Raw genomic sequence first — 16,016 nt, forward strand, 5'->3', positions numbered from 1 at the left:
ACTCAAACTTTCCTTACAATTTGCTTTCCTGTTCTTCTCCATTCCAACCCTCCAGAGCAGCCAGTATAACAGCAAGCTCCTGGTCTAACGCCGCAAGCTCTTGAATCCATTCTTCCCCCGACCCCTCCGCGAGCTTCATATCGATGCTGGAGACAAGCTCGAATAGGTGGTCAGCTGCTAAATTCCCCGCAACTCCCTTTAGTGAGTGAATGCTTCGGCGAACGTTTTCGATTTGCCCATTTTCAAGCTGCGCATGGAGCGTCTGCGTATAATGGCGATACTCCATTTGAAATTGATTCAACATATGTACCAAAATCGGCATCCTTCCGTTCAATCGATGCAGTACAAGCTCCAAATCGATGCCGGGGAGCTCCGGAAGCTGCATCAGCTGTTCACTATGAGTGCTTTTCAAGCTTGAGCTGCCCGCTTCCGCTCCCTTTGGCTTGATTAACTCTTTCTGCTCTCCCGTCCACTTGTCTAACAGTAGAGTCAATTCATGGGCTCTGATCGGCTTTGTCAGAATGTCATTCATTCCTAATTTCAAGCAAAGCTCCCTTTCCTTTTGCATCGCATTGGCGGTCAATGCAATAATCGGAAGTGCATCGTAACGGCTGTCTGCCCTGATACGGCGAGTAGCTTCATATCCGTCCATTTCCGGCATATGGATGTCCATAAACACAAGATCCCAATTCGATTGCTCGGCGTAATGCAGCACTTCCCTGCCATTACGGGCTACAGTCACCGCGAAGCCTTCATTTTGTATCAGTTCAACGGCTACCTGTTGGTTGATCACATGGTCTTCTGCCAATAAAATTCTCCCCCGGAGTTCCATATAAGATAGTCTTGGCCGTGGGGCTGGCTCAGGCTCCGTAGCATTTACAGGGATCGAATTTTCAAATACGGATCGAATGGCTTGCGACAGCCCCAGCCTGTTTAGAGGCTTCACAAGAATTCTATCCGGCCGTTCGCACTCCTGCATTCCAAATATCTCTTCTCTTCCATAAACCGTTGTCATTGCGATCGTTAGCACGCCGAACGTTTCCGCCGTATCTTTCAATTGCAGCCAGGTTTCTGGACCATACATATCCTCAGCTTCCATATCAAGCAGCACCGCATGAATAGGGTTGCTCTTGTCCTGAGCTTTCAGCATAGCGGAGCCTTCTTCCCACGTAGCGGCACAAATAGCCTCAAGCGACAGGGAATTCAGCATCTCGCTAAGCTTGCTTCGAATAAACAGGTTGTCCTCGACGACAAGAACCCGATATTCCTTGCGGTTAACCGGCAGCTCCAGCTTCTCTAGCTTGGCATGATCCGCCACTTCAAAGTGCAGCGTAAATGTGAAGCAGCTCCCTATACCTTCTTTACTTCTGACCGTTATGGAGCCTCCCATCATTTCGACGAGATTTTTGGAAATGACCAGTCCGAGGCCGGTTCCACCGTATTTCCTGCTAGTCGATCCATCGGCTTGCGAGAACGGCTCGAACAGCTTCGTCAAATGCTCCTCATGAATGCCTATCCCTGAGTCTGCAACAGAAAAGTGCAACAACATTCCTTTGCTGTCGGTTCCCATGATGGTCGTTGTAATACTAATGATTCCTTGCTTCGTAAATTTGATGGCATTGCTGCACAAATTAAGCAGAACCTGCTCCAGTCGGAGCGGGTCTCCCATCAGGGCATCGGGAAGCTCCTCCGGGGTGTCAATGATAATATCGATAGGCTCTTTTCCAAGCAGGACACTCATCATGTCGGATAGATTGCGCATCATTTCATGAAGGTTAAAGCGCACCTTCTCCAGTTCCAGCTTGCCGGCCTCCACTTTGGAATAGTCCAAAATGTCATTTACAATACGCAGCAAGGTGTTGGATGAGGCAACAATTTTATTGCCGTATTCCTTTTGAGCAGCGCTCATTTCCGTTCTCAGCATAAGCTGGGCGAAACCAATGATACCGTTTAACGGCGTGCGAATTTCATGGCTCATCCTAGCCAAAAAAAGACTTTTGGCTTCGTTGGCATCATCCGCTTCATGTTTGGCCAGCAGCATTTCTGCCCAAATCCGATTATGCTCCGATATGTCTCTTGCAATAACGGAGTAATAAACCACTTTATTGGATTTATCTCTATGTGCCACTACAATTAGGGACATCGGCACCTTCTGGCCATCCGTAGTGACTACATTGGAGTTCGTCTCCCAATAGCCTTTATCACGAACCCGATACAGCCCCTTGATATAGAATCGGAAGGTACCGTTGTCTAGGTACTGCTTGGCTTCTTTCGTGCGGTTATCCAGCTGTGTAATTCTAAGCAGTTCCATCCCCGCAGGATTCATGTAAAATATATTTCCTCGTGTATCGATGGAAGCGATTAAGTCTTTGGCCGCGTCCAAGATGCTTAACAAGCGGTTACGAGTTTCCTCTGTCTGCTTGTACAAGCGAATATCATGCGCGATTCCGACGTAACCGGTCACGCAGCCATGCTGATCACGCATTGGGCTGACATTTAAGTTAACAGGAAACCGAGTGCCGTTTTTATGAATATAGGTCCACTCATAATCTTTAGGCTCATGGCACAACGACTTGGTCAAAAAAACGGATATGTCCGGATGAATATATATCCCTAGCTCCTGGGTCAACCGCTTCGCACGTTCGACTATCTCTTGTTTGTCATGCAAAAGAAACATACTCTCTTTAAAAATAACCTCATCCGCATTGTAACCAAGTATCATTTCGGCTGTACGATTAAAATAAGTGATTTTATAGTCCGTGTTAATGACGATTATAGCGTAATCATTCTGATTAATAATCGCATTTAACCGTTCAAACAGATTGCGCAAATTATCTACCATTCCGTTCACGGACTGCGCCAACGCACCGATCTCATCCTTGGAACGGAACAAGATAGGGCTTACTTTCAAATTGCCCCCGGCTACATTTTCCGTTACGTTCAATATTTGGCGAATACGCGTAACCACTTTGTTCAATAGATAAAACATGATGACTCCAAGGAGGAGCTCCGTCAAAATAACCGTGAGGACCGTGCGCAAAAAAAGCGATTGAAGCGGCTTTTCGAACGATTTCATCAATACACAGACAGCCATATACCATTTGGTACCGGGTACCTCCGAATAGAAAATGAGAGCCGGGTCCCCTCTTACCTCAACCTCGATAAAACCGTGACTGTGACTGACCAGCTCTGGGACAATGGGCTGAAACGGTGAATCCGAATTCAACACGTTGGAGTTCAAAATTTTGGAATGATCCGTGTGATAAATGATCGTCCCATCTCTTTCGAATAAAATGGTAACGTCCGAAGGCCCTACCATATAATTTGTCAGTCCGTTAAACACCTTGTCCGTCAGTAGGTCCGCATTCAGTACTTCTTTAATTCTGTATTCGCTGTCGAAAATTGGAACCTGCATCTTAATAATCAACTTGCCATCCAAGCTGCGGATCAATGGATTAGATACGACGTCAATTCCTCTCAATACATCGTTAAACGTAGCCTCGTCTGCAATTTGCAGCGTCCGTCCGTCGATCATCTCCAAATTGCCCGATGTGTCGCTGATACCGAATGAGGTGAAAATCCCTTGAGACCTATCTCGTTCTCTCAGTAAATAGGCTAAGCGCTCCTTATCCTCACCAAAACGAATCAGATCGGTATGGCTGATCACTTTCACTTCTGTCAATCGGTTCGATATCCACGTAGAAAGATCTTGTGCTTGTGTTTGCACCTTGGCCCTGGAATTGTCCTTGAGCGATTGCAAAATGGTCATTTTGGCAGCGCTGTAATTGCTCCAGCCTACCAAAGTCAAAGAAATACTCGTAATAAGGAGAAACAGTACGCTGATTCGTACCTGCAGCGACGCCCTCATAGTCCCTCCCTCAATAGCAGTTAATAATTGGATGTATGGTATGGATTCTATGGCATTTTCATTATAACCCTACCCGGTGTTTAATCCTACCGTTACAAGCAAATTTCGACATTAAATCCGGGAACTTTTTCAATTGAAAGAACAAAGCTTGGCTTTGGGAAGAAAGAGGAGCCGGACCTCCTTCCATATCGAAGGCCCGATGCAATTAAGAGGAGTTACAACGTGTTAGTGGTTATCCAGTTTTTGAGTGTGTTCCGATCGTCCAAAGCTGCCTCATACAGCTTCTCATGCTCTTCTCCCTGCCCCGTACCTTCAACAAATTCCAACGTGAAAGAGCCGTTGAAGCCTGCCTGCTTCATAAGATTCAACTTTTCGACGATTTCTTCTTGATTACTGCTCAATCGCCGAAATGTTTGGCCGCCGTAACGATATTGAACATGTGCGTGCGTGACAGCTGAGCCCAGATGCTCGAACCACTCCTCGAGCGGGCCCAAGCTGTGGAACGGATGCACGATCGCTTCACAGCGATCCATAGCTTTCATAGCAGCCGCTGCCGCTTGCGGCTCTTCCATTACCGTATTGGGATGGCACTCGCAAAGAAGGCGACAATCACCAGGTAGCAGCTTCACCCATTCATTCCAATTGCGGGTATAGGTGTCCAATAAGCTTTGCTCTCGTCCAAAATTAAACTTGACCGCTTTAGCACCCAGCACCCTAATAAGCTCTGCTGCTTGTTTCCGACTTTCCTCTGCTCCATCCTCGAACGTGACGTATGAATTGTACACCGATACAGGCAGCTGGGCGTCTGATAGCCTCTCCAGCTCAGCTGCGTCGCATAGAGCTGCGTGGTTCTCCCACAATTCTATCCCGTCGAAGCCGTCCTGCTTCAATCGAGGAATCCACTCACTAACAAGATAGGAAGGCTCCTTGCCCGCAGCCCACCGATTTCGTTCAAGCAATATCGTACCGAAATACACATTTCCTTTATCGCTACTCATCATCTCATTCATCTCTCCCTTGTTCGGTATGTCATGTATCGATACTTCTTCCTGCGCTTTCGCTTTTCCTCCCTATACGTAAAAAAACCTAACGGAATAATCACCGCTAGGTTCTTGCTTGGGCATTATTATACCCCTTGTACAGCTCCCGCTTTCACTTCCGCTCCATACAGGATTGACTCCTTAACGGGTGCCGGTGACATATTCAGGCAGCGGATCTGCTCAGAGCTTGCGCCCGTTACATGCAGGAAGATATCGCTCTCTGTCTTTGCGTTGACTTCCTCTAGCAAAATATTTTGACTGTTATGGATACGCACAACAGGCCCGTTCTCCGGTAAGACGGTAATTCCACGCAACGAGATGTTTTCCGCATTTGTACACTCGATTGCCTGCTTTGCTTCGATGGAAACCCGATTCAAGTGGATAGAGCGAATCGGCATCTCTGGTAACCCTTTCAGCTGAATGCCAGTCTCGGCACCTGCACAAACCGTATCCTCAATGAAAATGTCGCGGAATTGCGGCGTACCTTCATTGATCTCTGCCAGTGCATCCGGATCTCCCTTCACTTCATAGTACATGTTGAAGGTGATGGCTTCGCGAGCGATGTCTTTCATCCGAATATTGCGAATATATATTTGCTCCACGATCCCTCCACGGCCACGGGTGCTCTTGAACCTTAGGCCGACGTCCGTGCCGATGAACGTGCAGTTCGAGACGAGCAAATTGCGTACGCCGCCCGACATCTCGCTGCCGATAACGAATCCGCCATGACCATGATATACGGTGCAGTCACGCACCACGACATATTCGCAGGGCTTGCCGAGCTTGCGACCTTCTTCGTTCTTGCCCGATTTGATGCAAATTGCATCGTCGCCAACATCAAATACCGAATCGCTAACTACCGCATAACGACACGATTCCAGATCAAGCCCGTCGCCATTTTGCGAATACCATGGATTGCGTACTGTAATGTTGCGAATCGTGATATGTTCACTTACCCAAGGATGCAGACACCAGCTGGGCGAATTCTGAAACGTCGGTCCGTCGAGCATGATCCGACTGCAATTGCGTAAGCTGAGCAGCACCGGACGCAGGTAAGATCTCACCGGCTCGTAATCCTCAATAGCCGCCGAACTCTGTTTACGCAGCGCCTCGACCACTGCAGCACCGTTCATCGCAGCTTCCGTTGGCCACCAAATCTCGCCTTCCTCATCCACTGCTCCACCAGAGCCAATTAATTTCTTCCATTGAAGCTCCGTCATCTTGAATCGTTTGACTGGACGCCAAGCATCTCCCGACCCGTCAAAAACCCCATTCCCGGTAATCGCAATATCCTCCAGCTGCTCCCCATATATAGGAGACACGCAGCGAACCGACGATAGCCCTTCAAAGTTCGATTCAATCAATGGATAATCAGAATAGTTGGCGCTGAAACGAATGACAGCACCGTGCTCCGTATGTAAACGAATGCGGCTTTTCAGCATAATCGGACCTGTTAGCCATACTCCAGAAGGGATAACAACCGTTCCCCCACCTGCTTCGGCACAAGCTTCAATCGCCCGAGCAATCGCTTCTGTATTCATTGTAATTCCATCGCCGCAGGCTCCAAAATCGGTAATGGTTACGCTTCGTTCAGGTATATTCGGAAGCGCAATTTCAGGCATGTCAAACGGCGCTTTAACCTCACTGCCAACGGCTGAACTTGCAGACTTATTCAATGAAGTATCCTCCTAAGAAAAGTAATCAGTAACGGTAGTGCCTCGTTACATTCCGGTCTATCATAGCAACGGATATCTCTAACGACAATAATCTTTATCTCAGGATTTAAACAAAATAGAGTTAAAAACATCCTGATAAATCGCATTATTCCCACATATCTCCTAGTATTTCAAGGAAATCGGTCCCATGGTGTAGAAATGATATCCATCCTGAAAATGAAGAGGAGAGGAAATGAGTTGGAGCTAATCCTTGCGTTACTGTTATCTTTTTCTACTATTTACGGAGAACATCACAAGCCTTACGTTACTACCGGCCCTTCCATGGAGCCTAACTATTATCAGGATCAAAGAATTACGGTCGACCCTGTTTACTACAAGGACCATTCCTTTCATCGTGGTGATGTCATTGTTTTTCAAGCGGCTAAAGACAAAATCTATATTAAGCGGGTGATCGCTCTGCCTGGAGAAAGGGTGCGGATCGAAGGCGATAACGTATACATTGATGGTCAACCTCTTTATGAGCCTTATCTTCAATCCGCTTTGCAGGACGCTGCCAAAAAGAAAGTTCCTTATAATTATAGAAACATGAAAGAAATGACTGTTCCCGAACATGCTGTTTTCGTTCTGGGAGATAATCGTTCCAACAGCAGCGACAGCAGGGATATCGGCCCTGTCTCCATCGAGCGGATTCTCGGCAAGGTCAACGATTAGCGCTTATCTAACTAAGCCGTTCGTGATGCGTGTATACATTGAAAGAATCGCCGCGGATGAATCCAACCACTGTAATCCCCAAATCATGAGCCAACTGAAGAGCAAGCTGCGTCGGGGCGGATTTGGATAATACGATGCCTACTCCGATTTTGGCTGTCTTGAGCAGCACCTCGGACGAGACGCGTCCGCTGAACACCAACACTTTGCCCTTTAAGGGAATTCGGTGCTGCAAGCAGTGACCGTAAATTTTATCCAAGGCATTATGCCGCCCGATATCCGAGCGGACGATCTGCAGCTCCTCTGTGCTGGCAAGCGCTGCGTTATGAACACCACCGGTATTGCGGAAATCGGACGAGCACTGCTGAAGTTCACGCATTAATTCCAAGCATTGCTCCGCTGTGATGGTCATTCGGGATGTAATGGTTTTGGCGGTTCTTGCATCGTTATGGAAATAGAACTGGCGGCTTTTGCCGCAGCAGGAGCCGATAAATCGTTTATTGTACCAATCTTTGCCCGTATTTTGCGCCGCGGTCAGCTCCACATCGGCGTAGCCGCGGTCCGGGTCCAGGGACAGCTTGCGAATTTCCTCCATGGAGCGGATCATCCCTTCGGAAGCAAGGAATCCGACGACCATATTCTCCAAGTCGGACGGAGAGCAGACGATGGTCGCGAATTCCTCGCCGTCCACCCTGATTGTTAACGGAAACTCAGAAGCCACCTCGTCCTCCCGTTCCTGAAGCCGCCCTCCTTCGTACTTCACGATTGTCCATGCCGCTGTCACCGATTTGTCCATGCTCCGTCACTCCATTTCCGTCTCAAGCTCCGCAATCCTTCTCTCCACATACCTTGTATCCTTGAAGGCATGGTAGGTCTCCGCCTTCTCAACTACAGCCGCAATGTTATATTCCGGTATGCCCGCATGCGGCTCGTATACCCCTTTAGGGATCAGGCTGTTGCCCTCCGGCCAATGCACCTCAATATTGCCGCGCCGGATCGCAACCGGCTTGCATCGTCCGTGCAGCAGCCCGTAACGGTTGTAGACAACGATTGCGTCTCCGGCCTTAAGACCAAGACAGGTTGCATCCTCGCCATGCATAAGAACATCGTAACGATCCGCATCATTGAATGGATCCTTCTCGCTGTAAATCATCGAATTGAATTGCTTCCCTCGACGCGTCGTTACCATGAAATGCCCCTCAGGCTTGCGCAGCTCCGGCAGCTCAATCGGGATCAGCTGGCCGCGGCCATCCGGTGTCGGGCAGACGCCGTCCTCACACAGCCAGGCTCCGCCCCACTGAAACACATCTCCGCGTTTCACCAAGTGCTGGACCCCGTCGTAATAGGGTACCGCCTTCGCTATTTCTTCGCGGATTTGCTGTGCGCTGCTAAAGCCTACTCGCTGCCTATGCTCCGGGTCCACCTTGGCGGCGAGCTCGGCATAGATCACCCATTCTGCGCGAGCTTCTCCGATTCTCGGGCCATCAATCTCAGGCGAGAAATACACCATTCGCTCCGTTGAAGTGGATGTACCTCCTCCCGGCTGCTCGTATCGGGTCATTGCCGGCAGGACAATAACCGCTTCGCTGGCTTCGGTTAACGTGGACGTGTTCAGCACAATATCCTGATGGACACGGATATCGATTTGCTCCAGACATTGCCTTACGAAATCAGGATCCGGCATTGTCTCCAGGAAATTGCCGCCGGAGGTATAGAACACCTTCAGCCTGCGCTCATGGTCATCCGGCAGGAGCGCGTTCTCCAATGATACGCCGACGATATCCCCCTGCCATTTCGGCAGCTCGAAGCCCCACAGACGCTCGATTCGTTCGATATCCCCCGCCTTGTACTCTCCGCCCGGCAAGCTGAATGGGTCCGCGCCCATCTCACCCGAGCCTTGTACTCCACTATGCCCGCGAATCGGCATCAAACCGCAATGCTCGCGGCCTAGGAAGCCTCGGAGCAGGGCTAGATTGGCAACCTGCGAAATGTTGTCCGTTCCAAACCGATGCTGGGTCAGCCCCATGCTCCAAACAAACACCGCTGAGCGAGCACCAGATAGCAGTCGGGCAAATTGGAGCATTCGTTCTTGTGTAAGCCCCGAAGACTTCTCCAGCAGCGCCCAATCCTGCTTCATGACATGCGTTCTCAGCTCCTCGTATCCCTTCGTATGCTCACTCACAAAAGCATGATCGACGGCGTTTCCCGGCTGCGCCTCCTCCATCTCGAACCAGTGCTTCATAACACCGTTCATGAAGGCAATATCCCCGCCGATATTCACCTGATAAAAATCATCGGTCAGCTTGGTGCCAAACAGCGCCGATTCTGGAATGGATGGTATCCAATATTGCTCCATGGAAGGCTCGTAATAAGGGTTGATGACGATAATTTTCGTTCCTTTTCGCTTGGCGGCATACATATATTTGGTCGAAACCGGCTGGTTGTTCGCCGCCACACTGCCCCAAAACACCAGCACATCTGTGCCGATCCAATCCTTGTAATTACAGCTTGAAGCCCCGATGCCTACGGAACGCTTCAGAGCCGTCTTGGACGGAGAATGGCATATCCTTGAAGCATTGTCGATATTGTTCGTTCCAAGCAGACGGGCTATCTTGGCTGCGGCGTAATAGCATTCGTTCGTAATCCCGCGCGCTGTCAAATAAAATGCCAGCTGTTTAGGATCTATCGTTTTAATTTTACTCGCGATCGTATCCAGAGCCTCATCCCAGGACAACCGCGAAAACCGGGCTTCTCCTTTACGGCGAATTAACGGATAAGGAATGCGGCCGAGCTTGCGCAGAGCCGTGCTATCCAGCCTCTCCAGCTCGCTGATATCCTGGTGCAGCACCTCAGGGCGAATCGGAGGCATCGTATTCAGCCGCAGCACGTTCAGCCTTGTCGTGCACAGATGAGGACCTTCGAGGGTCCGGTCGTACAAACCGGACACCCCTAATGCGCAGCCATCGCACACCCCTTGAGTTAAAATGCGGTAAGCATAAGGCAACTGGTCGCGGTTTTCCCATGCGATCTTCAAGGTTTCCTTAATATGGTGCGGCTTTACCTGCCCTAGCCCGAACGGGGCCTTGCTGACCCACAGCTTCGGATCAGGCCGCTTCGGCAATCGAATCGGACCGTTGTGCTTCGTTTTTCCCATATATGCATTCCCACCTATACTTTGTTATTTGCGACCCATTGCTCAGCAATAGAAAAACCGCAGCAAACAGCCCCTCTTTTTACGTTGCATAAAAAAAGGAAGTGTCTACTGCGGCGGTTAGTCTTAAGCAGGTGCGCTGCTAAGTGCCAACGGCACATGATGAAATTATTTCACAGCAAATTTGCTTTGAATGTCCTGATCGAATACGAAAATGGACATTCCGAAATCTTTTTCCAAATCAATATCAACGAACAGATCGAGAAACTTAGCTCCGAGCAGCTGCTCCATTTCAACTGGAGGATGATTCTTGTACATATCCTTCACCATCTCCGTGCGCGCGGTGCGCAAAGCCTGCTTGCCGTCGGTTCCGGAGGCGATAAATTTCTCAACGGGTGAAAGATTGCCGTCCATCTCGCAGATCGCCCAATGCTTGCAGAAGGTCGTGCGGATTTCACGCGGTCCTTTGCCCATATGGCGTTTTCGAAACGCTTTCACTAAATTGCTGAACTCCGCTTCCGTTTTATTCATGAATGGATACCCTCATTTACCGTATCTTCAACCAAATTTTATCATGGACCCTAGCTTTGTTCAATCCATTTGCATGCAAAATAGGCTTGCAACTTTTATTTGATTGAACCCGTCTAATTAGTAACTCGATATGAGCGGATGATCAGTTTGGATATGGGAGAGCGAGAAGGATGAGCAATTTAGCGGCTATTGTTGCAGCAGTTTGGATTAGCGGAGTTTTACTGTCAGGAGTCGGAGCTACTCCCGCCCAGCCCTTGAATACAGAACTACCGGTTGCTGCCCTCTCCGAGCAGGCACCAAACGATACACCTTCAGAAGAGCTACAGAACGGAGCTAACGTTCAGACACTATCCCCTCATTTTGAAAAGGATAGTGTATTTGCACCCGACAATCTCTCTATAGAAGAGAATACATTTGTGCTTGATGCCAAATACGCCGATGTAGACGGGGACGGGATCCGTGATGATATCGTGCTTGTTGGGCAAAAGGAGACACCAGACCATATATACGCCTCCTCTATTCAAGTCGCAGTAAAGAACGGAGCAACCGGAGATTATGCCCTCCGCTCCGTAGGTACTTTTAATGAGGGATATGAATCCTACTTATTTATCGGTCGGTTCGACTCCGAATCGGTCAACGATATTCTGGTTACTACGGCAACTATGGGAAGCGGCGGCACCTCTACATACCAGTTACTCTCGTACAAAGGGGCGTCATTAGTAGATAAGTTAGACGAAAAGGTCCTTAACGCAGGACTTCCCCTGGACATCCGATTCGCGGATAACTATAAGATAACCGTCACAAATGCTATCACCGGTAAAACCAACATCATCGACGCGAGTTCTTCTAAAGAAGATTACGTCCGACTTGAGCTGTACGATGCCAACGGCAAGCTGTTGAACCATAAGGAACAAGGAGCGGTGGACGACTTCGTAAGCCTAACTCCCGAAGATATAGATCGTGACGGTATCTACGAACTGCGCGGCGTTCAGTACATCTCGGGTGCTTGGCACGCCAATATGCTTGCGCAAGTCGAATCGCTATGGACTATCCACAATGGAAGCTTGGAGCTGTTGAGTGATAGATTGATCGCTTTGCCTAAGTTGATGACATGGGCTACCCCACCGGAGTTCCACATACACATATGAAGCTTCATGGCTTCACAATCTGACAGCTCTTTTTCTATATGAATAAGAGCTATTAAGCATGCTCATCCAATGTTGGAAGACTTTGTGCCGTGAAATCTGTATAGGCACGTGCTACAATGAAGTGGCTCAAGAGAGCCCAGCGGGATCCGATAATGATCTGGGTAGAAGAGCACAAAAAAAACTAAAGGCCGAAGCTTTTTTATAAAAGCACGGGGGACCCATTCAATGGGGTGAAGCCACAATTGTGGTAGGGTGATTGCTCTTTGACCCGAATCCGTCAGCTAACCTCGCAGGCCGCGAAAAGGAGAGGATTTTTTTGTTGAACCGTTTTAAGAAAGTTGTATTGACAGGTGTACTGGCCCTTAGTCCAATCATCGGCGTTAGCGCCGTTTCCGCCGCACCGGCGAATAATGTGTCTGCTAATGATTTGTCGACAATCACACAAAAATATGGAATCGATCTGAATTCCTTGTTAAAAGGCCAAGGTCAGGGTCAAGGGAATTTCGGAAACATCGATTTGAGTTCCTTGTTGAAGGGTCAGGATGGAAAAGCACTTGCAGGAGTTATCTGGAAAAACTTCCCGAACTTAAACCTTAACTGCGGCCAAGGTACTGGCGGCAATACCGGAAACACTGGATCCGGCTCCGGCACTGTAGATAACGGCTCCGATAACGGCAGCGGTACTACAGATAACGGTGGCGATAAAGGAAACTCCGGTGATACGGGCAGCGGTACTACTAATAATGGCAGTGGAAGTGAAAACAACAGCGGTTCCCAAGAAACTGCAACTGACTCCCAATCTGCTTATGCAGATCAAGTCGTTACTTTGGTAAACCAAGAGCGTGCCAAATCAGGTCTTCCTGCATTAACTTCCGACAGCAAACTGGCTAACATGGCTATGGACAAAGCTAAAGATATGTACAACAAAAATTACTTTGACCATACTTCTCCTACGTACGGTTCTCCATTTGACATGATGAAGCAATACGGAATCAGCTACTCCTATGCAGGTGAAAACATTGCAAAAGGCCAACGTAACCCTCAAGAGGTTATGAATGCCTGGATGAATAGCGAAGGTCACCGTCAAAACATCATGAGCCCTAACTACACTAAAATCGGTGTTGCTTACTACAATGGCGAATGGGTACAAGAGTTTATTGCGAACTAATTCATAAGATTATTATGCCACGGCCCTCGATGCTTCATGCATCGGGGGCTTTGCTTTTGGATAACCCTTTTTTTTGCCAAGCACCGAACATTTTGTAACCGTTTGCATATACATAGTATAAACCCCTATTTCAGTATTGAGGTGTTCATAGCTATCCCCATTTCTCGGGAGGTGTAATCATGGCGGTTAAAAATTTGTTGGCTGCGTTGATTGGTCTCTTGTTTGTGTTTGGCCCAAATTGGATTCATTTTGCTCATGAAAGTGCCGTAATAACTAGTGTCGTCTTTGGTTCCATTCAATTCATCGCCTCGCTTCTTGCTTTTATATTCAAAAAATCCGGCTGGAACTCTTGGCTGAACTGGTGTTCGATGCTGGCTGGCGTTTGGTTTGTCATTTTCCCTTTCGCGTATTTATCGGGCTTGGGTGAATATGTCATTTATATTGTGCTCGGCATAACAAGTGTCATGCTGAATTACTATACAATGAATGAGGATTGAATAAAATTCCATTATGCTCCTTATAAAAACATTCTAGTGTACAATCTGCGAGGTTTCCTTTATCGTTAGAATGTACTTTAATGGATTAGGAGATGAGGAGTATGGTGCAGCCTGAGCAATCGGCGTCTGTAAGCGAAGTATTTTTGCAGGAAAGCATTCAAGCATTTCAAAGCATGAAGAAATTGGCAGACAGAGCTATGGAGCAAATCGACGACTCCCAATTTCATCATGTTCTGGACAAAGAATCGAATTCACTTGAAATCATGATTCTTCATATGCACGGTAATATGCTTTCTCGCTGGACCGACTTCTTGACATCCGACGGAGAAAAGCCAACCCGAAATCGGGATGGGGAATTCGAGGCCAAAGGACTGGACAGAGCAGCACTCTTGGCGCTTTGGGAGGAAGGCTGGGCTGTATTGTTCGATACGTTGGCTCAATTAAAGCCGGACGATATGCTTCGAAATATCAACATTCGCGGCGAGGCTCACACCGTAGTGAAGGCAATCCAACGTCAAGTTTCCCACTATGGGTATCACGTAGGTCAAATCGTATTCCTTGCTAAGCACCTGAGCAGCCATCATTGGCAAACACTCAGCATTGCCCGCGGGCAATCGAAAGCATTCAAGCCCTAAATGACTATAGTTGAATATCCAGGCTGCAAATTCCGAGGAGTTTGCGGCTTTTTTCTATATTCGGGCAACCATGCAATAAAAAAGTCGTATGTAACATAATAAGAGAAAGGAGAGCTGCTTAAAATGAAACTACTTACTATTCAGCAGGCTATAGCAAAGGTTCGTGAGTGGATTCATATTCCCGATTCGCACGAATTGATCTCAAGCGGTATATACCGCAATTCTTCACCCGAACAATCCCCTTATTACAAGGTTGAATTAGAGTGGAACAAGCAAGGTGAGCCGGTACTGGATGAGAATATGCTGGTCAATCCAAATACGATCCGTGCCGAGCTGGATGCCGTTACCGGCCAGCCGATTGCTTTTTACCGCCATGACGATAGAGACAAAGACAAGGAACCGCAGGAAGAGCTGGAGAACGATAAATACGAGAGTCTCTTCCCCTATATCGTTCAATGGATCCAGAAGCTTGGCTTGCCAATAGATTCGAAAGAGCTGGATTTACGCAAAAAAATGATCATCGGCGAAAACCGCTATGATTTTGTTTACGGAAGGAAGCACGACGGGATTCCCGTAAGCAGCCACCAAGCTCTGCACATTACTCTGAACCAAGCCTTCGATCTGACTCATTTATGGTGTGTTTGGGATGCTTGCGATTTTGCGGATAGCCATGAGGTGATTCCGAAGGAGAAGTTCAAGGAGCAGCTCGACCAAAGTCAGCTATCGCTCTGTTATTTGAATCTGTTCCTTCCATCAGACCATCCCTTCTATATATGCCGGGAAGATGTTTATGATGCTGTTTCAGGACAGTTGATCTGTACGGATAAGAGTGACTTTATTGAAATTATCGATTTGGATACGTCTCTGCCCCAGCGCAACCAAACGATCCATATCGTACGTAAGCCCGTATTTTCCGAAGCTCAGTATGAGGTCTTAAAGCTCGATGATCAAGTAACCGATGTCGATTTGACAGAGCCCCATCCGTTCTATCCCGTTATCACGGAAGAAGAGATTACTAAAGCTCAGGATATCGCGGTGTCCTACCTTAAGGAATCGGTGTCGGAGGAGCCTTGGCAGTTCGCATTTATACACAGGGCAAATGGCCAAATCGTAGAGAGTATGCAAGGAAATCAAATTAAAGTAGAAATTCAACGTTTTCTGCATGGTATCCCTATTATGGGCGGCAAGATTGGACTATTCATCGACCGAGACACCTGGAACGTTACTCATGTCATGGATGCGCTAAAGCTGTTTCAGGCACGCCGTGGTGATAAAGAGAAGGAGCGAACCAAGAATCTCGGGTGCTGTGAACCTCAGATAGTAGCCGAAACCGCGTGGGAGCAGCTTTATCCCCACGTTCAATTGACTCTGACCTATCGCTTTAAGGATAGACACTCACCTGATGAGCGAAGAAATGCTCTTCTTGTATACACGTTGCTTGACTGCGATTGGATTTGCGATGCTGTCACTGGAGAACTGACTCAGCTGGCTTACTGACACACCATATATATTGACGCCCCATTTATCCGATAGGGGCAACGATCCAATCATTTAAAGTCCTTTGAACATATAATTATTTTGGGATTGAGTATAA

12 protein-coding genes and 1 riboswitch are annotated in these 16,016 nt (G+C 48.0%); of the genes, 6 read left to right on the forward strand and 6 right to left on the reverse strand.

The genetic code is table 11. The annotated features are described in order from the left end of the window. Positions 1–13: 13 nt before the first annotated feature. The 3 genes from QMA13_RS27165 to QMA13_RS27175 all read right to left on the reverse strand — a co-directional run bounded on the left by QMA13_RS27165 (position 14) and on the right by QMA13_RS27175 (position 6,584). Positions 14–3,868, reverse strand: coding sequence for a response regulator (locus tag QMA13_RS27165; protein WP_282936813.1), 3,855 nt, complete (start codon positions 3,866–3,868; stop codon positions 14–16). 215 nt (positions 3,869–4,083) lie between these two features. Continuing rightward, entirely contained in the window at positions 4,084–4,869 is a 786-nt protein-coding gene (locus tag QMA13_RS27170) for a sugar phosphate isomerase/epimerase family protein (protein WP_282936814.1), read from the reverse strand. A gap of 125 nt (positions 4,870–4,994) precedes the next feature. Beyond that, a complete protein-coding gene (locus tag QMA13_RS27175) occupies positions 4,995–6,584 on the reverse strand; it encodes a glycoside hydrolase family 28 protein (protein ID WP_282936815.1) in 1,590 nt (529 codons plus the stop codon). Positions 6,585–6,821: 237 nt separating this feature from the next. On the opposite strand from QMA13_RS27175, the gene lepB reads away from it, so the two are divergent. Further along, a complete protein-coding gene (gene lepB, locus QMA13_RS27180; protein WP_282936816.1) occupies positions 6,822–7,295 on the forward strand; it encodes a signal peptidase I in 474 nt (157 codons plus the stop codon). 7 nt (positions 7,296–7,302) lie between these two features. On the opposite strand, the gene fdhD is transcribed toward lepB, so the two are convergent. From fdhD to QMA13_RS27195, 3 genes are all read right to left on the reverse strand, one after another. Beyond that, complete coding sequence (gene fdhD, locus QMA13_RS27185; RefSeq protein ID WP_282936817.1) at positions 7,303–8,088, reverse strand: formate dehydrogenase accessory sulfurtransferase FdhD; 786 nt, start codon at positions 8,086–8,088, stop codon at positions 7,303–7,305. A 6-nt stretch (positions 8,089–8,094) separates the two neighbouring features. After that, positions 8,095–10,446 (reverse strand): FdhF/YdeP family oxidoreductase, encoded by a 2,352-nt coding sequence (locus QMA13_RS27190; RefSeq protein WP_282936818.1) that lies wholly within the window; start codon positions 10,444–10,446, stop codon positions 8,095–8,097. Positions 10,447–10,611: 165 nt separating this feature from the next. Then, positions 10,612–10,974, reverse strand: a complete 363-nt coding sequence (locus QMA13_RS27195) for a Na-translocating system protein MpsC family protein (protein WP_282936819.1) — start codon at positions 10,972–10,974, stop codon at positions 10,612–10,614. A 170-nt stretch (positions 10,975–11,144) separates the two neighbouring features. Between QMA13_RS27195 and QMA13_RS27200 the strand changes: the two genes are divergently transcribed. The 5 genes from QMA13_RS27200 to QMA13_RS27220 all read left to right on the forward strand — a co-directional run bounded on the left by QMA13_RS27200 (position 11,145) and on the right by QMA13_RS27220 (position 15,919). Continuing rightward, positions 11,145–12,122 carry a hypothetical protein gene (locus tag QMA13_RS27200; RefSeq protein WP_282936820.1) on the forward strand — a complete coding sequence of 326 codons (978 nt, stop codon included), beginning with the start codon at positions 11,145–11,147 and terminating at the stop codon, positions 12,120–12,122. A 176-nt stretch (positions 12,123–12,298) separates the two neighbouring features. Then, positions 12,299–12,433, forward strand: a riboswitch (cyclic di-AMP (ydaO/yuaA leader). 8 nt (positions 12,434–12,441) lie between these two features. Then, positions 12,442–13,290, forward strand: coding sequence for a CAP domain-containing protein (locus QMA13_RS27205; protein ID WP_282943583.1), 849 nt, complete (start codon positions 12,442–12,444; stop codon positions 13,288–13,290). Positions 13,291–13,469: 179 nt separating this feature from the next. Further along, the gene (locus QMA13_RS27210) at positions 13,470–13,787 is read left to right on the forward strand and encodes an SPW repeat domain-containing protein (RefSeq protein WP_282936821.1); all 318 of its coding nucleotides are present in this window, start codon (positions 13,470–13,472) and stop codon (positions 13,785–13,787) included. A gap of 101 nt (positions 13,788–13,888) precedes the next feature. Then, positions 13,889–14,422 (forward strand): DUF1572 family protein, encoded by a 534-nt coding sequence (locus tag QMA13_RS27215; protein ID WP_282936822.1) that lies wholly within the window; start codon positions 13,889–13,891, stop codon positions 14,420–14,422. Positions 14,423–14,545: 123 nt separating this feature from the next. Then, complete coding sequence (locus QMA13_RS27220) at positions 14,546–15,919, forward strand: hypothetical protein (protein ID WP_282936823.1); 1,374 nt, start codon at positions 14,546–14,548, stop codon at positions 15,917–15,919. Positions 15,920–16,016: the final 97 nt, after the last annotated feature.

It is taken from the genome of Paenibacillus sp. RC67 (genome assembly GCF_030020805.1).
In the GTDB taxonomy this organism is placed as follows: domain Bacteria; phylum Bacillota; class Bacilli; order Paenibacillales; family NBRC-103111; genus Paenibacillus_S.